Consider the following 21,723-nt stretch of genomic DNA (forward strand, 5'->3'; position numbering starts at 1 on the left):
ACGGTTCTACCTCAGGCAAAGAGCAAATCGTGGACTACGGCGCCCATCAGGACAACGATTGCGAGCAGGGAGACTGCAAAAGCGATCGTGCGCCAAGGCTGCATGGCCTTCAGATAGACTATCGAATGTACGATCCTGGCGACTACAAAAATTGCGAAAATGGGAATTGCAATTGCTGCCTTTCCTCCCGTGAAAACAAAGAGCAGGCCCAGCAGCAGAAATGGATAGATCGTGGCCTCGGCATTGCGGTGTGCGCGCAGGAGCCGCGCGACAGTTGGCGGGTCAATTTCTGACACGGGTACACCATAGCGAGCCCCATCCTCCGGATTGATTGCCACGCCACCCTTCGCGCGGATCGCCCCGCTGGAAGCCCAGAGCATCAGAAGATTAAGGCATAGAACGACGCAGGTGATGGCATACGCCACCAGAGCCGCATCTGCCGCTGTCCAGATTGATTGTTGCATCTAATGTTACTCGCCGCTGCTCGGAGCAGTTGACGGAGAGCTGGATGTCCGTTGTGCCATCGCGCCAATATGTGCGGCAAGGTTGTCCAATGTCTTGGCCGTTCCGGTGTCGATGCCCATTTTCAGATATTGCTCCAACCGTTCCGCCGAGCCGCACTCGATCCTCACCGTCAGAAACGTCTTGCCGCCAGTCTCGTCGAGAATGACACGCCCGATCGCCCCCATTGCTTCGAAGACGAGATGACGCGGCGGTGCGATCTCGCGATAGACGCCAGCGAACTGGTTGGCGCCAGGGGGATGCCGGTTGACGAACCTGAAGGCCCCTCCCGGACGCAGGTCGATCTCGCATTGTGCGAGCGGTTCGCCTGATGGATCCCACCAGCATGCCACATGCTCCGGCTGCGTCCATGCCTCGAAGACCTGTTCACAGGGCGCAGCAAGCACGCGCGTCAGAATGATCGTGTGCTTGTCCCGGTCGAGTATCAGGTCGGTGTTCGCGATCCCTGCCAGCATGCTACTTCTCCTTTTTGCCCATTTTTTCGAGGTGGCGATCCAGATTGTCGAGCCTGTCTTCCCATTGGCTGCGAAACGGCTCTACCCAGTCGGCAATATCCTTGAGAGCCGTTGTCACCAGCTTGCGCGGTCGCCGCTGCGCATCACGTCCGCGTTCGATGAAACCCGCATCCTCCAGCACCTTGAGATGCTTGGAGATCGTGGGTTGACTGAGTTCGAATGGTGCCAGCAGTTCCGACACCGTGGCTTCGCCCGTCGCAAGGCGGGCCAGGATCGCGCGTCGCGTGGGATCGGAGAGGGCCGAGAATGCCTTGCTCAGACGGTCGCCGGTGGGTCCATATATTGCCATATGACTATATAGCCATATGGCGATTAACGAGTCAAGACCTTAGATAAGAGGCCGTCGGCTAGGCACGACGATTGCCTCGGGTGGGCGGGCTTCTTTTGCTTACCCTATCCGAGGAGTCCGATGGGTATGTCTGGGGAAGCCGCTCCAGATTGCCAATCGTTTTCCTGTTGAGCTGCATACCGATTGCCTATTCGGCACCGGGCGGAGATGTTTCAATGGCCAGGACCTCCAAGCCGTCAATTTCTTGCATCACCTTTCCAGCGATGCCTTGCAAGTCGCCGTACATCCCCGCGGTCGACTCGATTACGCCTTGTATTTGAGCCTCCCGCTTGGCCCACAGGCGTGTTGTGGCCTTGCGTTCCTTGGCCAGGTCCTCCTGCATATCAGAGAACTTTTCGACGATGGCCTCGACGCGATGGCGGAACCGCGGACCGGTCAGATAGCCATAGACCTGCTCCATTTTGGTGGCTTGGCCGTCCTGGGCGAGGCGGGAGTTCGCCAGCTCGATGAGTGATTGTCGCAGCATGATTGCGATCGGCATCGCGCATTTGGGATGGGCGACATAGACCCCGTCCAGAAGATCGAAGGTTTCCACACCGGCAGGCAGAGCTTCCGAGATCATAAGCGCAATGTCCGCCTTTGCGGCCCGCTGATCAGCCCTGAGCTTCCCCAACCAACCCTGGCTCCATTTCTTGGTGCGTTTCGATTCCCACAAAATGGCGCCGCATGGCTGGCCGGCCGGTCCGACGACGCGGTGCAGGACATCTCCGCCGAACTCACCCTTGGCAACCGGTTCAATGACGTCCATCGGGAACCGGCCGGCAATGAGGGCTTCCAGCTGAAGCTCCAGAACTTCACCCTGCAGCTGCTGGGAACCCTGTTCCGCACGGCGCTTCAGCTCCTCAATCTGACGCTGCATGCCTGCGATCTGTTCTTCCTTTTCCGCGACCTTCATTTTGAGCCCGTCTTCCGCTTCCGACCTCGCCTTGACGCGAACGGCGTCCAGCCCCTCCTGGATCTTCCTTTCGATGGTCAGCGCCATCTCCCGGCTTTCGTCGTCAAGCGCACGCTGCTTTTTCAGGAATTCCGCCTGTTGCTGCTGGGCCTCGGTGAGCTTTTCGTCGCGCGCCTTCAACGTCGCCTCCAGCTCGGCAAGCTTCTTATCCTTGTCCTCCAGGTCTACCGAAAGCAGCAATTTTGCCTTGCGGGCTTCCTCGACCGCGATTCCGGCACGCTCAAGCTTGATTTGCCCAGCCACCTGGTCGGCGATGTCCTCTTTGGCGGCGACGATCTCGGCCTGCTGGCGCTTGAGCTCCTCTTCTCTGGCAGCCATCGATGCCTTGCTCTGCGCCAGGCGCATTTCGTATTCTTCACGCGTGGCGGCAATCAAAGGGGCCGCGAGCGACTCATTGAGCTTGATTTCCGTCTTGCAGCTTGGGCAGCTGATTATCGGTTCATTGAGAATCCTGTCCCCCTGCAGCATGGTATTGATGGGCTGGACGGTCATCTGCGCGCTGCCTCCCTGAGGAATCAGTTAAAGGACACGCCAGACTATATATCTCGCCACGCGTTTTCGGAAAAGAACAAAAAGTGAACCATTTTTCTGCGGCTCCATGAAGTCCATGTGATCGGCGATGTATCTGCGCGTGCTGACTGAGAAGGCGAGGGCCCGGGAGTTTTCGGTCGGGCCTATGCTGATGGCTGCTTTGAAAGCTCGTGGGTCACCGACCAGGATGGCCGGTAACGGAATCGCCTAGCCTTGCTCTAATTTAGCTTGGGCCATATTTGCTGCGACTGAGTGGTGATCCCACAGGAATCGAACCTGTGACCTACAAATTAGGAGTTTGTCAGGCGACCTTTACTGTTGTTTCCCAATGCCGGTCTTTGTACGATGGCGCTGCCACTAACATGTTCAAGTTGTGTAGTTTTCGTACTGCACGGCTATAATAGCGTAGACAAACCAACAGAGCGCGTGGCATTGCTTACTATGCGTCGGCCAAACCGGACTGCCGCAACTGCGCGACGGCGTCGACCTCGCCTGGTATAGCGGTCTTACCACCATGGTTGACGCCTGCGAGGTCCAGCAGCACGCCCCTTGTCATCGGTCCAGCGTGACCAAGAGTCCGGTGTGCGTCAAATCCCGAACAAGGCCATGGTTTCTTCTTATTCCTTTTTGGGTCAGGGCGGGCAGGCGCTCTCGATTATCCTTGCCGACAACCAATCCAGGCCAACGTCCGACGTCGATCGTGCATGCCGCACGAGGCTGAACGTAAACGGATCAATGGCGAGTGGCGTTTTCAGGACCGCAAGCCCGAACTGATCGGCGTATTTGGCGGCGAGCCGGGCCGGGACCGTTGAAGAGAGATCGCCGCTCGCCACAACGCCCATGGCCGTCATGAACATCGGGACGCTGGCGACAACCCGGCGCCGAAGCCGGCGCTTCTTCAGAGCCTGATCGACCATCCCATGAAATCCACCCCTGAATGAGACGAGGATGTGATCGAGCGATAGGTATTCTTCGAGCGACATCGCCGCGTCGTGAGCGACGGGATGGTCTTTCCTGACAACAACGACAAAGTCTTCTTCGAAGACTGGCACGGCCCGGAACTCGTCGGGCAGATCCCAGACGCGCCCGATCGCCATCTCCATTTCGTTGGTGCGCAGGGCGTTCAGGCTTTCGGTTCCGACAGCGAATTGAAACGCCACCCGGCATCCAGGTGCCTCGGCACGCAACGTCCTTATCAGCGGCGGGGCAATCACGGCGCCGACAAGGTCGTTGCCGGCGAGCCGGAACGAGCGCGTGGATGTTTCGGCGTCGAAGTGCGTGGGAACCTTGAGTGCATCCTGGGCAAGTCGAAGAATGACTTCGACTTGTGGGAGAAGCTGTGAGGCACGCTGTGTCGGTTCCAGACCGTTCGGGCGCCTGACGAACAGGGGGTCGTCGAAGAGTTCCCGTAGCCGAGCCAGCGCATGGCTGACGGCAGACTGGCTGACACCCAGCGTAGCCGCAACAAGCGTTGTCTTTTGCAATCGAACGAGATCCCGAAAGATCGTCAGCATGGTGAAGTCGAGCCGGCGCAGTTTCTGCTGATCGGTGTTGGCTTTGCTAGTCAACTGCATCTCCTACTTGCTGCACCAGCCATCCTGTTCGGCCATGATATCCGAATTGTTCATATCACATATCCAGCGATTTCAGTTGAACGAATAATGACCCATCCTATGATCGAAGGCGAGAGGTTCGGTCGTGGCAGTGGCCGGTCGCAAGAAGGGATCGCTGAACTTGATGGATAGTCCACTGGGCGCACCGACCAAGGTCGGATCGCTGGATCGAAGGCAATTGCTGGTCGCGACCGGCGCTCTGCTCCTGTCGGCGCAGGTCACCGTCAAAGCGCGGGCCGCATCTTCACTCCCCGACAAATTCATCAATGCCTGGCTGCGCATCGATCCAGACGACATCGTGACGATCATGCTCTCCCAGTCGGAAATGGGACAGGGCATCCAAACCACCCTTCCTTTGGTGCTCGCCGACGAACTCGGCGCCGACTGGTCGCGCGTCGCGCTTGAATGGGCCGATTTCGATCCCGCATACCGGCACCCGCAATATCAATGGATGTTCACCGGCAACAGCGAATCGATCTCGACCTTCTTCCCGATCATGCGCACCGTTGGCGCCGCCGCACGCGAGATGCTCGTCGGCGCGGCCGCGACGCGTCTGGGGGTTGCCGCTGCGAGCCTTCGCGTCGACCAGGGCCGCATCCATCATGATCCGACTGACCGGGTGGTGAGTTTTGGTTCGGTTGCCGCTGACGCGGCAAGGCTCGATATCCCAAAGGATCCTCATCTCAGGCCGACAAGCAGCTTGGAACTGATCGGCAAGCCGCAGCCACGCGTCGACATACCCTCGAAAGTCGATGGCTCGGCGATTTTCGGCATCGACGTGAAAGTGCCCGGCATGGCGGTGGCCGCCATCCGCCGCGCTCCTTCGCAAGGGGGATCGCTGGCGGCCTTCGACCCAACGGCGATCAAGGCTGAGCGCGGTGTGCTTGCCGTCGTCGAAATTCCGTCTGGCCTCGCTGTCATTGCCAATGACTACTGGACGGCGAAGCGGGCTCTCGATGGCGCAGAGCTTACATTCAAGCCGGGTCCACTCGCCGGATATTCAACCAGTGGCCAAAGGGCCGAATATAGCGCGCTGCTGAAATCCACGTCGTTCGACACGAAAGTCAAAGCGGGCGACGCTTCTGCCGTTCTGGCGGCTGCCGACAGCCCGCTGGAGGCTATCTTCGAAATCCCGGTGCAGGCGCACGCGACGATGGAGCCGATGAACTGCACGGCCCATGTGACGGACGATCGGTGCGAGTTGTGGATCCCGACACAGGGCGTCGAGATCACCCACGCTGTCGCCAAGCAGATGCTGGGTCTCGCCGACGACCAGATCATCATCCACAGAACGTTGCTGGGCGGCGGCTTTGGGCGGCGGCTGCTCGCGGATTTCGCGAAGATCGCGATCCTGGTTGCAAAGGCCGCCGGCCGCCCGGTCAAGGTCATCTGGAGTCGGGAAGAGGATTTCCGCTACGACGCCTACCGCCCGCCAATGGTCCATGCGGTGAAGGCGTCTCTCGGCAATGACGGGTTGCCGGCGGCGATGACGCATCGTGTCGTCTCGCCGTCCCACATGCTCTACATATTCCCGCGCGGTGTCATCAAGGCACAGGGCGACTGGGCGCGGCCGATCATGCCGCCGGCGGCATACGATGGCATGGCCGTCGAGGGCCTGACTGAGACGCCTTACGCCATTGCGAACTATGCGGTCGAACAACATCGCGTCGACACGCCGCTCTCGGTTTCCGTCTGGCGCACGACCGGCCACGGACCGAACAATTTCGTCCTGGAAAGCGTCATCGACGAGTTGGCGCACCGCGCCAATGCCGACCCGCTTTCGTATCGGCTGAGACTTGCCGCTTCCGATCCCCGCGCGGTCGCGGTGCTGAACGCTGTCGGCGCGCTGTGCGGCTGGCAGGCTGCATTACCGGCGGGGCGATTCCGCGGTCTGGCGCTCGCCAAAGCATTCGGCGGCTATATCGCGCAAGTCGTCGAACTCTCCGTCAAGGACAAGACCATCAAGTGTCACCATGTCTGGAGCGCCGTCGATATCGGCCAGACCCTCGACCCAGGCATTGCCAAATCCAACATCGAGGGCGGCGTGGTCTGGGGACTTTCCGGCCTGCGCACCGAGGTAACCTTCGCAGACGGCGAGATCGAGCAGACGAATTTCGATCAGTTTGACCCGCTGCACGTGTCCGAGACGCCTGTCATCACGACTCGGTTCGTCGAGAGCGGCGCCAAGCCGACAGGCGTCGGGGAGATTGGTCCCGTGCCGACGCACGCCGCTTTCTGCAACGCCGTGTTCGCCGCGACAGGCGAGCGCATCCGAGCCCTGCCGATTTCGCGCAGCGGCTACCAGCGGATCTGACGGGAGCAACGCAATGACACGATTTTCCGTCAATGGTCGCGCGGTCACGGTCGACGCCGAGCCGGACATGCCGTTGCTTTGGGCATTGCGCGATCACCTCGGCCTGACGGGCACTAAATTCGGTTGCGGCATCGCTGCCTGCGGCGCCTGTACAGTGCATGTCGATGGCCAGCCCGTGCGCTCCTGTTCCTTTTCGCTCGGTGAAGCTGAGGACAAACATGTCACGACGATCGAGGGACTTTCGGATAACCGCTCGCATCCCTTGCAGCAGGCCTGGATCGCAGAGCAGGTTCCCCAATGCGGCTATTGCCAGTCCGGCATGATCATGGCCGCCGCCGCGCTGATCAACGACAAGCCGCATCCGACGGATGAAGACATCGATGCGGCAATCACCAATCTGTGCCGCTGCGGCACCTATGCCCGCATCCGCGCCGCGGTGCATCGCGCTGCGGGTGATGCGTGATGACTGGCCATCGGCTTGCGCTGGGAGCGCTCGTCGGCGTGACGATTGCCGCCGTCTCGGCGTTCGTGCAGCCGCTGTGGTCGCAAACGAACGGCAGCAGTACGGCCTCAGCCGACGCCTTCGCGACGGTCGCCCGCGTCATGACAAGCCCGCGTTGCCAGAATTGCCACACATTGACTGACTATCCGCGCCAGGGCGACGACCGGCATCGACATCTGTTTCGTGTGGCGCGTGGACCCGCGGATCATGGTGCGGCGGGCCTGCCATGTTCATCCTGTCATGGAAAATCGAACAATGCGGCCAGCGGCGTCCCCGGCGCCGACGAGAACTGGCGCCTCGCGCCACTCAGCATGGGCTGGGACGGCCTTTCGACAAATGAGCTCTGCGAACATTTGAAAGACCCGCGGCACAACGGAAACCGCACTGGCGATCAGGTCATCAACCATCTCAGATCGGCGCTTGTGAGATGGGCCTGGTCACCAGGTACCGATCGGACCGGGCAAGCACGAACGACCCCGCCGATCCCCTATGAGGAATTCGTGATGGATGCCGAAACCTGGATGAGGAGCGGAGCTGAGTGTCCGAAATAGCCAAGCCTGAGGATCTGCCGGATCGCAACACACTGAACAAAGACGCCGCCGACCGAGGTCGCCGCCACTTCCTGCAATATGTGGCCGGTGCGACAGCCGCCCGGGCCGGGTTGTGCGGGTGCGGCATTCATCCCGCCCTTGCGGCCAGCAGCACGACTACGACGCCTGGTGCGGGACCTGTGGTCGACCCTGGCAAAGGCTACCTTGTCCAGCAGATTGGCGATGGGGTTTATTGGGTTACAGATGGTGCCTACAGCACCACTGTTTCTTGTCTCTTCGACAGGGGTGATCGCTTGCGACGCGCCACCCAGCCTTGGGGAAAACTACTTTAGGGCTATCGCGGACGTCACGGACAAGCCGGTGACGCATCTGGTCTACAGCCACGAACATGTCGACCATATCGCCGGCGCGCATCTGTTTGCAAAGGACGTTACGATCGTCGCCCACGCCCGGACAGCCGAACTGCTCTCATCGCGGAAGGACCAGCGGCGCCCGGCTCCAACTGTAACCTTCGAAACGACCTATACCCTTGAGCAGGGAAACCAACGCCTCGAACTGGCCTACAAGGGCATCAACCATTCGATCGACAACATCTTCATCTTCGCGCCACGCCAGAAGACCCTGATGTTCATCGACGTCGTTTATCCCGGCTGGATGCCCTACAAGAATCTCGGCGTCGCCGTCGATATTCCCGGCTTCGTCGAAGCACACCGCACTGTTCTTGCCTACGACTTCGAGACGCTGGTCGCCGGCCACGTCAGTCGTCCTGGAAACCGCGCGGATGTCGAGACCCAGGTCGAACTGGTGAAGGACCTCGTCGAGGCGGCGGAACAGGCCTACGCGAGCCTGTCCTTTCCCGCTTTCCTGAAGCAGCATCCGCCAGGGCGCAGTGGCAAAACAGCCTGGGACCTTCATCAGGGCTATGAGCAGGCCCTGGTCTCCCAGATGCATGATGGGCTGCTAACGAAATGGCGCGACAGGCTCGCCGGGACCGAAACCTACCTGCGCGACAATTGCTGGGCGATGCTCGAAACATTCGTCGTCCAGGGCAAGCCGGATATCTCCGGGCTGTAACGCAATACTGTTTGTGGATTCAACCTTCACGGCCTGCGAACCTGAGCAGGTATTGGCAATGGTCGAACGTCAGAACTTATCCACAGCAAAAGCCTTCGCAATTGCACGGCGGCAGGGCTTGACGTGCCCCACGGCAGGGCATTGACGAGGAGTTGACGGATGGCGAACGTTGTTATCGTGGCGGGCGGCTGGCATGGAGGCTGTGAGATCACGCCTTTCGCGCGCAAGCTGCGTGAACTTGGACATGAAGTCGTTTCTGCAGCTATGCTGGACCGACGTAGCAGACCAAAGTGGATTGTCACAGCCTTCGGAGTCACCCAAGGCAGGCGCGCATCAATGTGGCGCATATCTAGCCCGGATATCTCACACAGTCTTTCGGCGCGAGGCTGGCGGCGGAGATTTGCCGGCGCTTGAGCTGCGGGCAAAGGATGTCGGCCGCTTGGAGGCGGACACCGCCGCGCTCAAGGCCGAGTGCGAGGCTGGCGACCGGGCGAAGGATCTGCTGGAAGCGTTCTCAACGACGCCTGCCACGACTGTCGCCGGCGTGGCGGGCAAGCTTGAGGCCGTGTTGCACGAGGGTAAGGCCTGGGGGGAATGCTCCGAGTTCCCCTGGCCGCAAATCCGCTCGGCGCTTAGCGATCTGGTGCGCATCGCCCGGCAGAACATGCCGGAACAGTTCTTTTCACGGCGAGCAGCGTCCTAAGATCCTGAGGCGGCGGGCTGGCTGCTGTTTCCGCGGCTGAAAAATGGAGGCGCGATATTAAGATCCCGTCCAACCCAACTTCCGGCTTCAGCCGAGAACCCCTCAGCTTGCAGTGAAGCGTCTGCCTCACGTCACCCTTCAACCGCCATGGAATTGCCAGCGCAGAGCCCTCTTGCGGCATCTCACCATCGGGCGGTGAGCGATCCCAATCTGTTGGATGCCTTCAACCGCGATGCCGCCGTGCAGAAACGGACCGTGCCTGAAGCTGCAGAGGCAGCGACTGCCCTGTGGGGAAAGACAGCCGCAACCGCAATCGCCTGGTGCGCGGTGTCGGCGTATTGCTACGGGCGGATACGGGAGTACCGGTTCTGGTTTCGGGTATTCGCCTATCTTTGCCGAAGTGGGAGCAGAGTCGGAGAAGGTTCGTCCAGGCTTTTCCCGATAGGGAAATCATGTTCGACGAGGGAACTGCCTGCTTGTCGAGAGAACGCCGGACCGAAGTCAGCCCGTCAAGGCCAGAGCCGCATCGCTGTGGCGCGTGCCGCGCCAGCCTTGACCGGAAGTTTCCGGCACGGCGGACGCTTGGGACGCAGGCAAACTCCGGTACGAGCGGTACCGCTCTACCCCTCGGGGTACATTACTCCGGCAATTCGTCGCCCTTGATCGGCGCCTTCCCTTTGCCGGCCCGTTTCAGGATGTCCAGCGCCTTGGGGATGTGGGCACGGGCGGCGCGTTCCTGAAAGTAACTTTCCGTGCGCAGCGCCGAAAGCTTTTCAGCGACTGCCACGTTAATGAACTGGTTGAGCGGCACGCCTTCGCTCTCCGCCACCTTGCGCGCCTCATCCAGAAGCGAGACCTGAAGTCGCAGTGCGAAATTGCTTCTTCTCATGTCTTTTTCTCCAATCCTCTCAGCGCCTCACTTGGCGACAGGACCATGATACCGAAGCGCTCGGCCAGCTTGCCGAAGTCGCGTAGGTTGAACGTCACTATAGCATCCGCCCGTCCGTTTACCGCCGCTTCCAGCACCATGTCGTCGTCAGGGTCGCGCACGGCGGGCCGCCAGAGAAAGAGAAGGCGAACCGGCTCGGCGACGGACGCCACGGCATCTAGCAACGCGTTCACATCCTCAGCCGACAGGCCGGAAGCCTCAAGGTGCTCGGGCCTCGTCATGACCGCCTCGTACTCGATCATCACCGGCACCGAAGCAATGAGCGTCAGCCGGCGTTCCAAAGCCGCCACCAACAGTTGGCGCGAGGCACCAGCGTCACTTCGGATCGCCGCCACCATGGTCGCCGTATCGACAAGCAGTCTCATGCAGGCATATTGGATATCGCGTGCGATATTGCAAGAGGACCGAGCTTTTGGTAATTTGGCCCGGCTTCGGGATCCCAAATCGCAGCGCGCAAGTATTTGCACGCCACACTACGGCCGCGCGGCAACTGAACTTGTCTTGCCGATCATCACGCCGCTCAATGCCCTCGATCTATACAGAAGAGCGGGCATGCCATGGTGGACGAGGCCAAACCTGGGAACGACAGCGCAAGTCACGATTACAGGGCTGACATGTCGGCACGAGATATGGTTGAACGAGCCGTCCTGTCGATCGCCCGTTTGTTGGGTCGGCGGGCTGCTCGGGAGCATTTCGAGGAATTGCAGGCGGCCAACGACAACAATGTCCACCTCTTGAGAAAACACCGTCAGAAGGGGAGGGTGGGGCGCGAGGAGAGGGCGTAGGGGCGCCCCGCGCTCCGGTGCTGGCCCGTTCGATGCGGGTAAGGACCGGAGGCCCGCCAAGAAATCAGTCCGGCTATTTGCGAACGATGCCGCGCAATCGACGCTGCGCCGCCGTCTCTTTGATCACGCCAGCAATTTTGCGGACAAATGCGGGGCTGAACGCGCCGATCGGCGTCGTCGTCACCAGATCATAGGCTTCATCGACCGGCACCCGGTTAAATTCGTCCAGGATCAGCCATGACGGATAGTCGAGGCCGCCGCGGCGGCATTCGATTTCGCTGATGGCGAGATGCGGGCGCGACCGGTCGGGTTTTTGCGAAGTCAGCGGAAAGAGAAACAAGGCTGCGGGCGTTGCTAGCGTCCGGACAACGATGCAAACCGGCCTCTCCTTGCGTCCGGATTCCTCGCCGGCGTCTGCTTCCCGCGCCCATAGGTAATAATATCGGAGCAGATCGCCAGCTTTAAGCATCGGGCGTGTCGCCGGAAATTATGGCATCCAGTCCTGTCATGAGTTCATTGTGGACATCATCCGGTGCGTCCTCGATCGTATAGGCGACCGAATGCGGCTGGCCGACGAGCTGGTGGTACTGAGCAGCGGACAGGATGACGAGCTTTTCCTTGCCGCGCTTGGTCAGGGCCACCGGCTCGATCAATGCCGTTTCGAGGATTTCGCCTGACACGCGATTCATGTCGGAGAATGTGAATTGCTTCATCGCCGTACTTCCTTTTAAAGTACCTATAATAGGTAATTCACGTAAGAAAAGCAAGAATGGTGGCGCCCACGCGCCACCTTTCCTATCAGCATCGACCCGCTCGAAAGAGCGGCATTGTCCGTTCATTGCTGAGTGCGGCGCGGTTGGTCTGGAACGTGTGGCCGTCCCACTCCTTCCATGCCTCCCAGCCTGGGGTCGGAGCAAGAACAGTTCCCAGCGACACGAGGTTGAACGGAGCATGAACGTCATGCGGCGTGGCGTAACCGAGCCGGAAGTCTGAGCGACCGGAAGCTTTCACGCATCTGATGTTCTGTATCCCAGGTATAGATGCCGGTCAGATTGATGTGTTCCCAGCTCAGCGGCGAGACGTGCTTGAGCGGATGATCCGGGATCTCGCGGTGCATTTTGCGCAAGTGGGTGACGGCCCGTTCGATATAGACCGTATTCCAATGCACGATCGCGCTAACGATGAGGTTGAGGCCGGAGGCGCCGCCGCCGCCGCGCCGGTCGCGCCAGCCATCGATCGTATCGGAGCGGCTGACCGCCGTGACGTGCGCTGGCAGCGATGTAGATGAGCCTAAGGACCGATTAACCATAGACACAACTTCTGCTATTGCCGAACAAGCGGATATTCCTCCGGAAGCTCATCATCCATGGCTATCGTTCAGTGCACGGCAGCCGGGGCTTTAATACCTGCAGCGCATGGCCGAATCTGCTCGCGTTCGCCCTATTTCACGGCTTTCACTTCCACGCGCCGGTTGAGAGCGCGCCCCGAATCCGTGGCATTGTCAGCGATCGGTCCATTAGCCCGCGGCCGTCACCACTATAAACGAGGTTGACAAAACAGATGGCTACACCGGGCTCAACGAGGCTATGTTGGGTCCCGCGGGCATGGTGGCTGATCAGGTACGCCATAGCTGCGAGTAAATGCGGCACCGCGGGCTCGGCCCGACCGGTGCAGGCCGATATTCCCAAAAACCTGCGTATGAAGTTACTCGGTCTTTCCACTTCCGCGCTGCTAACCACGATGAATTCCGCGGCCGCCCTGTCGTACTGCGCGCCAGATGACGAACCTTGTCGGCAATCTACCGATTTTCCGATTCTTATTCTATTCGGAGTTCTGGTTGTGATGGCGATGGTCTCCAAAGTCATCACATATTTCCGGCAGAAACAGGGGCGAAAATAACGGAGTGGGCGGCTGCGCATAACGGGCGGCGCGCTATAAACTTGGAGCCAATGTTTAATCACTGGGCTGCCTATGCAGCGTTTGAGGGCAACTGTGAAGCGGCTTTTTATCGCGGTTCTGGTCGCATCTGCGGTTTTTAGTTCTCAGGCTAGGTCCGCAGTCGATCCAATGATCAAGGCCGAACAGAGCGCGCTAATCAGATGTAATTTGGGGTGGGCCGCAAAACTAGCGGTCCAGCCTGGCGCCCCGAGTACCTTAGCAAGAAAAGCGCAGCAATTGTGCGCGGGAGAAGACGCAACGTACGACCGCGTGGTGCGATTGTCCCTTCGTTACAAGGTGATCGCCGACAGATACATGCGCAAAATACATGCCTCTCAATTGAGGTCTAATGCAGCGATGATTGTTAAAGTCCGCGCTCTGATGAAAAAGAGAAGGCCATAACTCCCCTCGGCTGCTATGCGCAGATCGGCTTGCGGATGATAGTCTCAGTGATCGCTGCGGCCTTACTCAATGCTCTCTGAAGTCCTGCAGCGAAGCGTGACGTAGATCCTCTTCGCCGCGCATATGCTTCACGCGGCCGATTAGCCCAGCTTGACGGGTCGTGACCTAGGAGAATCCGCTGACTAATTTCTTTGTCCAGCTTGCAATTGCGAGCCCGCAAGCGACGCCGACACAATCGGCAAACCAGTCGAACATATCCATGTCGCGGCCTATCATTTGCATGCCCTGGAGGATCTCGATCGCGGCGCCGGTAAGAGCAAGAAAAATGGTCAGTCTTGCCCTGTGCTCTGGCCAACCGAGACTGCCGATAGCCGTCAACACGACGAAAGCTGCGGCGTGATTGAGCTTGTCATCATGAGAGGTGAAGCCGAAGCCAAAATTCTGCAAAAGCCACTCCGGTGAGAGTGCGAGCACGAGGACACCGGCCAGTGTGACCAGAAAAGCAGTCCTTGCCGCGATGGGAAAAGATCTTGCACGCAAAAAAATGGGGTCACTCCTTTTCCGACGTTACAGGCCGGTACTTCGAACATAGCCGTCCGCACCTAGCGGCACATTGGAACAGAGTCCACTGCCGCGGGAGGGCTAGGCAAAAGCCATTAGCTGGCCTTCCGCGTTCAATGCGGCAGGATCAGGGCGGGCGTCAACCACCCGAGAACCGAGCCGTTCATGCTCCAGCATTTTCGGCACGCGCCGTCTGCACCATTTGCGAAGTTCGTCGCGGGAGCCCGAGAGCTGCTCTCGTTGGCGACCGGGTGGGCATCATCGGCGGAATGAACTCGGGACGGCCGGCGCCGGTACTACAACTTTACGCACCCAGTCAATACTAGGCACAAAGCTTATATTAGCCAGAGCGAACGGAACGTGATTCTGGAAGGGAAGCCGCGATGCTGCGGACCGCGTCCTTCATCTACGACCGCACAAGATTGTCAACAATCTGTAAAAGTTTTGTTGACAGATAATAGATTTGAGCCCTCACTCACAAAACTCCGCGTATCGGTCGAGTTCTGTCGCAACAATGCGCGGCCTCCAAAGGGGAAAGAACAATGATCAATAGACGTTCAATAATCACATTCGCCGCGCTCGGCACCGTCTCTGCGCTGGCAATCATGGCCGGCGGCACAATCACGGTGCACGCCGCCAACAAGGAACTCAAGATCGGCTTTGTCGGCGTGACGAGTGGCGCGGCCGCTGCGTGGGGCACGTCCAACGTCCGCTCGATGCAGACGCGCGCCGCCTGGATCAACGAAACCGGCGGTGTGAAGATTGGTGACGAGACCTATGACATCAAAATCGTCACCTTCGACGATCAGAAGGACCCCAAGCGGGCGATCGCCGGCATGGAGAAGATGGCCCAGGAGGGCATCCACTATGTCGTCGGTCCGAACGTTGACGACGGCGCGGCGGCGGTGCGTCCCGTGGCAGAATCCAAGGGCATCATCTATTTTCCCTACGCATTCCCGAAGGAACTCTACACCCCGCCGGCGTCCAACGCCGTGCTCGGCATGATCGCCAACTACCAGTCAGCTCCGGCGATTTACAAATATCTCATGGAAAACAGGGGCGTGAGAAAAGTTGCCTTTGTCGCCGCCAACGAATCCGATCCGCTGAGCCAGCGGGATGGCGGTGTTGCCGCGGCAAAGGCGCTCGGACTTGAGGTTGTGGCTGCCACGGACGTCTACCAAAACGATACCCGCGATTTCACACCGGTACTGACGCCGATCGTTCTGCAAAAACCGGACCTGCTGGTGCTTTCGGGTGTCGCGCCCGGCAATGCGCCGCTGCTGATCCGCGCCGCGCGCGAGCTCGGCTACGAAGGTCTGATCTCCACCGAAACGGCGCAGGATGCCAAGGTGCTGGAAGAGGGCGCGGGTGAGTTGGCCAACGGCTTCATCTCAGTCGGCGGCGCATCGACGCCCGAAATCGCGTCCGACATGATGAAGGAGTTCGTCGACCGCTATACGAAAATGTTCGGCGAATACAATGACGAGTCCAACACCAAGGTCTACGCGCTCGAATACATCATCGAGACGCTGAAGGCGAACCCGGCCGCGATCGACAATGTCGAGGAGTTCAAGAAGACGATCGACACTTTTTCGGCGCCCAATCCCTATCTGAAGGGCGATGCCAAGCTGACCTATGTCGGAATGACGTCGTTTGGCCAGAAGCGCCAGCTTTCGGTCCCGATGGTGGTCACGGAATACCGCGACGGCAAGTTCGAGACGCTCTTCGTCGCTCAAGTCGATTGACGCAACTGCACTGAAGCGGATTGCCGCAGAGGCTCGTGCATTCGTCTTGAGCCTCTGAATGGCCGGGGAACCATCCTGATGGAACAAGTCATCGCCAACGGGCTCTATCTTGGCGCGCAATACGCCTTGATCGCGCTCGGTCTGACCCTGATCTTCGCGCTGATGAACGTGCTTAACTTTGCCCATGGGCAGATGTACGTTCTCGGCGGCTTCATCACCTACACCGTCTATGGCCAGCTCGGCATGCCTTTCGTCGTCGCGCTCGTTGCGTCCGGGATCACGCTGCTGGTTATTGGAGCGCTGGTCGAGAAATTCCTTTTCAGAACGGTGATCAAGCGAAGCGTGCGGGAGGAAAGTACGATGCTTCTCGCGGCGGCGGTCGCATTCTTCCTCGACGCCGTGATCCTCCTCCTGTTCGGTGAAAAGCAGCGCGGCGTGCCGAAGATCGTCAACGGCGTCTTCGTCTCCGACAGCCTCATAATGCCTTACGACCGGCTGCTGGTCGGCGCACTCGCCATACTGTTCATCGCCTCCTTCGTGCTTTTCATGCAGTACAGCAAGCCGGGACGCGCCATGCGGGCGCTGGCGCAGGACCGGGTCGCGGCGCAGCTTATGGGCGTCGAGGTCGACCGCTATTCGATGATCGGCTTTGCGCTCGGGGCCATGCTTGCCGGCATAGTCGGCGGGCTGCTGGTCGCCATCACCGGCGTCAATTCGGGCATCGGCGGGCCGATCTCGATCAAGGCGTTCTTGATGGTGATGATCGGCGGGGCCGGCGTGGTCAGCGGAGCGATCGCCGGCGGCTTCATCCTCGGCATGATGGAATCGGTCGGCCTGACGGTGCTACGCCAATATGGCGACGTCACTTATCTCGTCATCTTCGCCGCGCTGATGGTGTTCCTGAGCATCCGCCCGAACGGGCTCATGGGCAAGCCGTGGGGGTGATCGACATGAAGCGTACGCGCAACATCCTCGGCGTCGCTGTCTTCCTGCTGGTCGTACTCATCGGCGTGCCCTGGCTGATCGAGGCGACCGGTCGGCTCGACCTCTACTACACGCTGACTTCGGTCGCGCTGCTCAGCATCGCCAGCGCCGGGGTGTGGGTGACTTTCTACATCGGCCGCATCAATATCGGCCAGGGCGCCTTCGCGCTTATGGGCGGCTATGTTTCGGCCATCCTTGTCGTCCAGTATGGTGTGTCGTTCTGGCTGACACTGCCGCTGGCTGGGCTGTTCTGCGCCGCTGCAAGCGTGCTGATCGGGCTGCCCATCCTCAGGCTTCGCGGCGTCTATTTCGCCATGGTCACGCTGGTTTTGACCGAAGTGGCGCGGCTGCTCGCGCTGGCACTGCCGATCACCAACGGAGCCAAGGGCATGGTCAGCATTCCGCTCCCCGGCGGCATCTCGATCTTCGGGCTGACCATCCTTCCGGATTTCGCGACGCTCGCCAATCCGCGTCCCGCCTTCTATCTGGTGTCGGTTGCGCTGATGGTGCTGTGCTTTGCCGGGCTTTACCGCCTTGTCCATTCGCGCATCGGCAAACTCTGCCAGTCGTTGCAGCAGAACGAGGAACTGGCCTCCTCGATCGGCGTCAACATCGCCTATTTGCGCGTCATCGCCTATGCCATCTCCTCATTCCTCGGCGGTCTCGGCGGTGCGATGTTCGTCGCCATCTCGCAATCGATCTATCCGTCGAGCTTCACCGTCACCGACTCGGTGAACTTCATGCTGAACTGCTTCCTCGGCGGGCTCGGCCACGTCTTCGGGCCGATGATCGGCACCTTCGTGCTCTATTTCGGCTGGGATTTCCTGTTCGAGACCGGCGAGTTCCAGTTGCTGATCTTCTCTTCGGTGCTGATCGCGCTAATGCTGTTCCTTCCCAACGGCCTGCTCAGCCTCAGGCTGTTCGGCAAGAAGCAGGGCTAGGACCATGACTGAGCTTCTCCAGATCAAGGCAGTGACCAAACGCTTCGGCGGGCTGGTCGCGGTCAACAATGTTTCCTTCGCGGTCCGCGAACGCGAGATCCTTTCCGTCATCGGCCCCAACGGCGCCGGCAAGTCGACGCTGTTCAAGCTGATTTCCTCTTTCCTCAATCCGACCTCGGGCGAAGTGCTGTTCCGGGGAGAGCGGATTTCAGGCCTGGCGCCGCATATCGTCGCCCGGAAGGGCGTGGTGCGCACGTTCCAGGAGACGACGATCTTCAAGGGCATGACGGTGCGCGACAATGTCATAATCGCGCATCACCTGCGTTCCAATGCCAGCCTTGCCGGCTTCTATCTCGGCACGAATACCGCACGGCGCGACGAGGATGAATTCGGCCGCTCGGCCGACGAGATCATCGACTTCCTGGGTCTCGGCGCGCAACGGCATGAGATCGCCAGCACGCTGCCGCACGGCCATCTGCGCGCGCTCGGGATTGCCATCGGGCTCGCCACGAACCCGACCGTGCTTCTGCTCGACGAGCCCTTCGCCGGCATGAACCATGACGAAACCGTGCGCGCGGTGGAGATGGTGCGCGGCGTGCGAAAGCGCGGCGTGACGGTCCTGCTGGTCGAGCACGATATGCCCGCCGTCATGAACATTTCCGACCGCATCGTCGTCCTGAACTTCGGTGTGAAAATCGCCGAGGGAACGCCGAAGGAAATCCAGGAGAACGAAAAGGTCATCGAGGCCTATCTCGGCGCCGAAGATGAGACGATCGGATTTTAGCGATGAGCGAACTGCTGAAAGTCTCGGACGTCGAACTCTACTACGACCATGTCTATGCACTGAAGGGTGTGTCGCTGAGCGTCAACGAGGGCGAGACGGTAGCGCTGATCGGCGCGAACGGCGCGGGCAAATCTTCGATCCTGCGCGCCATCACCGGCCTGAAGAAGGTCCGCAGCGGCGAGATTCATTTCCAGGGCCACCGCATCGACGGAACGCGCCCGGACGAGCTGGTCAGGATGGGCATCGCCATGGTACCTGAGGGTCGGCGCGTCTTTTCCTACATGACGGTGCGCGACAATCTGATGATGGGCGCCTTCACCCGAACCGACAAGGCCGAAATCGCAAGGACGCTGGACATGGTGCTCGGGCGCTTCCCGCGCCTGAAGGAACGCTATTCCCAGACGGCGGGTACGATGAGCGGCGGCGAACAGCAGATGCTGGTGATCGGGCGGGCGCTGATGGCCAAACCGAAGCTTCTGCTGCTCGATGAACCCTCGCTCGGCGTCGCGCCGAAGCTCGTTCAGGACATCGCCCGCTCGATCGTCGCGATCAACCGCGACGAAAAGGTCAGCGTGCTGCTGGTCGAGCAGAATTCGCGCATGGCGCTGCGCATCTCGCAGCGTGCCTACGCACTGACGACCGGAAAGATCGCGCTGGCCGGACATTCGGCTGAGCTGCTTGGCGACGACCGGGTCAAGAAACTCTATCTCGGCGGCGAAATATGAAAGCGCAAATGGACGTACTCGTCGTCAATCCCAACACCACCGCGTCGATGACCGAAAAGATCGGCGAGGCGGCGCGCCGCGCGGCTTCGGCCGGCACCAGGATCATCGCCGTCAATCCGAACGACGGGCCGCCGAGCGTCGAAGGCTATTTCGACGAGGTCTTCGCCATCCCGGGAATGATCGGCGAGATCCAAAAACATCCGGCGGCGAGCGCCTGCGTCATCGCCTGCTTCGACGACACCGGCCTCGACGCAGTACGCTGCGTCGGCGAGATGCCGGTGGTCGGTATCGGCGAAGCGGCGTTTCACATGGCGAGCCTGATTGCCGGCAAGTTCAGCGTGGTGACGACACTGTCGCGTTCGGTGCCGGCGATCGAGCACAATCTGGTGCGGTACGGCCTCGCCAGCCGCTGCGCCAGGGTGCGGGCCAGCGACGTTCCCGTTCTGGAGCTCGAAGTGCCCGGCTCCAACGCCCGCCATCGAATTTCGGAGGAGATCGAGCGCGCCATCCGCGACGACCGGGCCGAAGCGATTGTGCTGGGATGCGCCGGCATGGCCGACCTCGCCGCCGCGCTCAGCCGCGAACATAGGCTTCCCGTGCTCGACGGCGTCGCCTGCGCAGTAAAACTCTGTGAGAGCCTCGTCGGCCTTGGCCTGTCGACCTCAAAGCGCGGCGGCTACCAGGTTCCACTCGAAAAATCCTTCGCCGGAATCTTTGCGTCCTTTTCGCCCTCCGGCCGTGTATCCTGATGCGTGCAAAATTGTTGACATTCCCACACAGGATGTTCGATGTCAGGCCGGAAACGCGGTGTTCGCGCCGCTAAGCGATCCGGCCGCCGGGACAATGATACGATGGACCTGCTTGGGCCAAAGCCACGGGATGGCGACAAGCCGACGATGCGCTGGTTTCCGGTCTATGCCGGCCTGCGCGACGCCATCGTCAGCCACCGCCTCGCACCGGGCACAAAGCTACCCGAGGACGAACTCGCCTCGATCTATTCGGTGAGCCGCGCGGTGATACGCGCGGCGCTGCAGGCGCTGTCGCATGACCGCTTGGCTCGGCTCGAGCCGAACCGCGGCGCGTTCGTCGCCCAGCCGACCAAGCAGGAAGCGCGCGAGGTGTTCGAAGCGCGGGCGCTGATCGAGCCCAAGGTCGCCGCGCTTGCCGCCGAAGTGGCAAAGCCGGCCGAGATCGCGCAACTGCGGCTTCATCTCGAAAAAGAGCACGAGGCCCTGCATGCCGGCCGCGACAGCGACGCCATCATGCTGTCGGCAAAATTCCATGTCGGCATCGCCCAAATCGCCGGCCATTCTATCCTGACCGGTTTCGTCAAAGACCTGCTGTCGCGGTCGTCGCTGATCATCGCGCTCTACTGGGGCCGCCGCGACACCACCTGCGAAAGCCACGCCCATCACGCCCTCGTCGATGCCATCGAAAAGCACGACGCACAAAACGCGTCCGACCTGATGCAAAGCCACCTCGTCGAACTTCTGTCGGGCCTTGATCTGTCGCTTGGCGAGAAGAAGCCCGAGAGCCTGTCGGACATCTTGCGCTGATCTGCGCTGTCAAACTCTTCGCCAAGCTTCGCATTGCACATGTCGTCGCGATGCTGGACGAATATCGGATCACCCGCAACCGACACCGGCCAACGAAGCTCGCGCGTAAGTGGCTCTCAAAGCTGGTAAAGCCGAAGTGCCATACTGGATCGCCCCCGATCGGGCGCTCACGGCGATGCCAGGATGCACGTCACCCCGCAATTCTGACCTGGCGCCTACCTCTGAAACGTCCCAATGCGACATTTCTACTTGCCAGTAACGCGACATTCGAACTTGGTTGCAACATGATCCCAGGTTGATTGGCGATCCTGCCCCCGGTCCACCGGTTCCGAAACGGCACCGTGCGCCATCTCGGGACGTTCGCCAATGCGGCGGGGAACTTCGCGATCCGACCCTTCTCGGACCTTCCCTGAATGCAAGATCACGGGCAGGTTCTGACCCTATTCCCGACCTTGACAGCCAAGTGCAATATGCGCCAGCTGCGTCTTCGGTCGTTGCAAGCCTTGACACGATATGATTCAGCATTGTTGGGCGGCAGCCCGAGGATTGAAACCGATATTCGTCTCGCTGGAATGTCTAACGCGACTCCGTCATGATGTCCCAGCCCTGTCGAGCGACGCTGCCAAAGCCGTTGACGCTAACGCAGGTGATGAGGGCAGGCTAGACCAGTGCAGCAGATCCGCCCGGCGACTTTTCTTTTTGCGGCCCGAGCCCTGCGCGACAT

At 60.3% G+C, this 21,723-nt stretch carries 24 protein-coding genes and 1 pseudogene; 14 read left to right on the forward strand and 11 right to left on the reverse strand.

Annotated elements, in window-relative coordinates; all coding sequences use genetic code 11:
• Window positions 1-11 precede the first annotated feature (11 nt).
• The 5 genes from NKH90_RS29120 to NKH90_RS29140 all read right to left on the reverse strand — a co-directional run bounded on the left by NKH90_RS29120 (window position 12) and on the right by NKH90_RS29140 (window position 4,386).
• On the reverse strand, window positions 12-464 hold the full coding sequence (locus NKH90_RS29120) for an MAPEG family protein (RefSeq protein WP_352473188.1): 453 nt from the start codon (window positions 462-464) through the stop codon (window positions 12-14).
• Window positions 465-470: 6 nt separating this feature from the next.
• Window positions 471-977, reverse strand: coding sequence for an SRPBCC family protein (locus tag NKH90_RS29125; protein ID WP_352473189.1), 507 nt, complete (start codon window positions 975-977; stop codon window positions 471-473).
• A gap of 1 nt (window position 978) precedes the next feature.
• Window positions 979-1,326 (reverse strand): ArsR/SmtB family transcription factor, encoded by a 348-nt coding sequence (locus tag NKH90_RS29130; protein WP_352473191.1) that lies wholly within the window; start codon window positions 1,324-1,326, stop codon window positions 979-981.
• 187 nt (window positions 1,327-1,513) lie between these two features.
• Window positions 1,514-2,833: a DUF2130 domain-containing protein gene (locus tag NKH90_RS29135; RefSeq protein WP_352822505.1), complete on the reverse strand. Its 1,320-nt coding sequence runs from the start codon at window positions 2,831-2,833 to the stop codon at window positions 1,514-1,516.
• A gap of 671 nt (window positions 2,834-3,504) precedes the next feature.
• The gene (locus NKH90_RS29140) at window positions 3,505-4,386 is read right to left on the reverse strand and encodes a LysR family transcriptional regulator (RefSeq protein ID WP_352822508.1); all 882 of its coding nucleotides are present in this window, start codon (window positions 4,384-4,386) and stop codon (window positions 3,505-3,507) included.
• Window positions 4,387-4,609: 223 nt separating this feature from the next.
• On the opposite strand from NKH90_RS29140, the gene NKH90_RS29145 reads away from it, so the two are divergent.
• The 7 genes from NKH90_RS29145 (at window position 4,610) to NKH90_RS34900 (ending at window position 10,292) form a co-directional block, all read left to right on the forward strand.
• Entirely contained in the window at window positions 4,610-6,799 is a 2,190-nt protein-coding gene (locus NKH90_RS29145) for a xanthine dehydrogenase family protein molybdopterin-binding subunit (RefSeq protein ID WP_352822510.1), read from the forward strand.
• Between the two features lie 13 nt (window positions 6,800-6,812).
• Window positions 6,813-7,262 carry a (2Fe-2S)-binding protein gene (locus NKH90_RS29150; protein ID WP_352542524.1) on the forward strand — a complete coding sequence of 150 codons (450 nt, stop codon included), beginning with the start codon at window positions 6,813-6,815 and terminating at the stop codon, window positions 7,260-7,262.
• A complete protein-coding gene (locus NKH90_RS29155) occupies window positions 7,262-7,852 on the forward strand; it encodes a hypothetical protein (protein ID WP_352822512.1) in 591 nt (196 codons plus the stop codon). The genes NKH90_RS29150 and NKH90_RS29155 overlap by 1 nt, the downstream gene beginning before the upstream one ends.
• Window positions 7,840-8,184, forward strand: a complete 345-nt coding sequence (locus tag NKH90_RS29160) for a hypothetical protein (protein WP_352822528.1) — start codon at window positions 7,840-7,842, stop codon at window positions 8,182-8,184. Before NKH90_RS29155 ends, NKH90_RS29160 begins: the two co-directional genes overlap by 13 nt.
• On the forward strand, window positions 8,096-8,926 hold the full coding sequence (locus NKH90_RS29165) for an MBL fold metallo-hydrolase (protein WP_352822525.1): 831 nt from the start codon (window positions 8,096-8,098) through the stop codon (window positions 8,924-8,926). The genes NKH90_RS29160 and NKH90_RS29165 overlap by 89 nt, the downstream gene beginning before the upstream one ends.
• 439 nt (window positions 8,927-9,365) lie before the next feature.
• Window positions 9,366-9,629 (forward strand): hypothetical protein, encoded by a 264-nt coding sequence (locus NKH90_RS29170; RefSeq protein WP_352822514.1) that lies wholly within the window; start codon window positions 9,366-9,368, stop codon window positions 9,627-9,629.
• A 147-nt stretch (window positions 9,630-9,776) separates the two neighbouring features.
• Complete coding sequence (locus NKH90_RS34900) at window positions 9,777-10,292, forward strand: Y4oE-related protein (RefSeq protein ID WP_502893832.1); 516 nt, start codon at window positions 9,777-9,779, stop codon at window positions 10,290-10,292.
• Here NKH90_RS34900 and NKH90_RS29175 read toward each other — a convergent pair.
• From NKH90_RS29175 to NKH90_RS29200, 6 genes and pseudogenes are all read right to left on the reverse strand, one after another.
• Window positions 10,267-10,518, reverse strand: coding sequence for a toxin-antitoxin system HicB family antitoxin (locus NKH90_RS29175; protein ID WP_352822516.1), 252 nt, complete (start codon window positions 10,516-10,518; stop codon window positions 10,267-10,269). The two genes, NKH90_RS34900 and NKH90_RS29175, sit on opposite strands and share 26 nt — an antisense overlap.
• A complete protein-coding gene (locus NKH90_RS29180) occupies window positions 10,515-10,943 on the reverse strand; it encodes a putative toxin-antitoxin system toxin component, PIN family (protein ID WP_352686055.1) in 429 nt (142 codons plus the stop codon). Before NKH90_RS29180 ends, NKH90_RS29175 begins: the two co-directional genes overlap by 4 nt.
• 493 nt (window positions 10,944-11,436) lie before the next feature.
• Entirely contained in the window at window positions 11,437-11,703 is a 267-nt protein-coding gene (locus NKH90_RS29185) for a hypothetical protein (protein ID WP_352474562.1), read from the reverse strand.
• 121 nt (window positions 11,704-11,824) lie between these two features.
• Entirely contained in the window at window positions 11,825-12,076 is a 252-nt protein-coding gene (locus NKH90_RS29190; protein WP_352474563.1) for a type II toxin-antitoxin system Phd/YefM family antitoxin, read from the reverse strand.
• Between the two features lie 245 nt (window positions 12,077-12,321).
• A pseudogene (locus NKH90_RS29195) lies at window positions 12,322-12,564 on the reverse strand (Tn3 family transposase); the annotation flags it as partial.
• 1,304 nt (window positions 12,565-13,868) lie between these two features.
• Window positions 13,869-14,150, reverse strand: coding sequence for a VanZ family protein (locus NKH90_RS29200; RefSeq protein WP_352503771.1), 282 nt, complete (start codon window positions 14,148-14,150; stop codon window positions 13,869-13,871).
• A gap of 656 nt (window positions 14,151-14,806) precedes the next feature.
• Here NKH90_RS29200 and NKH90_RS29205 point away from each other — a divergent pair.
• From NKH90_RS29205 to NKH90_RS29235, 7 genes are all read left to right on the forward strand, one after another.
• Window positions 14,807-16,009, forward strand: a complete 1,203-nt coding sequence (locus tag NKH90_RS29205) for an ABC transporter substrate-binding protein (protein WP_352474565.1) — start codon at window positions 14,807-14,809, stop codon at window positions 16,007-16,009.
• Between the two features lie 78 nt (window positions 16,010-16,087).
• Window positions 16,088-16,954: a branched-chain amino acid ABC transporter permease gene (locus NKH90_RS29210; RefSeq protein ID WP_352452194.1), complete on the forward strand. Its 867-nt coding sequence runs from the start codon at window positions 16,088-16,090 to the stop codon at window positions 16,952-16,954.
• A gap of 5 nt (window positions 16,955-16,959) precedes the next feature.
• Window positions 16,960-17,934: a branched-chain amino acid ABC transporter permease gene (locus NKH90_RS29215; protein ID WP_352452195.1), complete on the forward strand. Its 975-nt coding sequence runs from the start codon at window positions 16,960-16,962 to the stop codon at window positions 17,932-17,934.
• A gap of 4 nt (window positions 17,935-17,938) precedes the next feature.
• A complete protein-coding gene (locus tag NKH90_RS29220; RefSeq protein ID WP_352474568.1) occupies window positions 17,939-18,718 on the forward strand; it encodes an ABC transporter ATP-binding protein in 780 nt (259 codons plus the stop codon).
• Between the two features lie 2 nt (window positions 18,719-18,720).
• Complete coding sequence (locus NKH90_RS29225; RefSeq protein WP_352503769.1) at window positions 18,721-19,443, forward strand: ABC transporter ATP-binding protein; 723 nt, start codon at window positions 18,721-18,723, stop codon at window positions 19,441-19,443.
• Between the two features lie 8 nt (window positions 19,444-19,451).
• On the forward strand, window positions 19,452-20,192 hold the full coding sequence (locus NKH90_RS29230) for an aspartate/glutamate racemase family protein (RefSeq protein ID WP_352822519.1): 741 nt from the start codon (window positions 19,452-19,454) through the stop codon (window positions 20,190-20,192).
• 102 nt (window positions 20,193-20,294) lie between these two features.
• On the forward strand, window positions 20,295-20,999 hold the full coding sequence (locus NKH90_RS29235; protein ID WP_352822521.1) for a GntR family transcriptional regulator: 705 nt from the start codon (window positions 20,295-20,297) through the stop codon (window positions 20,997-20,999).
• Window positions 21,000-21,723 lie beyond the last annotated feature (724 nt).

This window comes from Mesorhizobium sp. M0898, from assembly GCF_040319695.1.
In the GTDB taxonomy this organism is placed as follows: domain Bacteria; phylum Pseudomonadota; class Alphaproteobacteria; order Rhizobiales; family Rhizobiaceae; genus Mesorhizobium.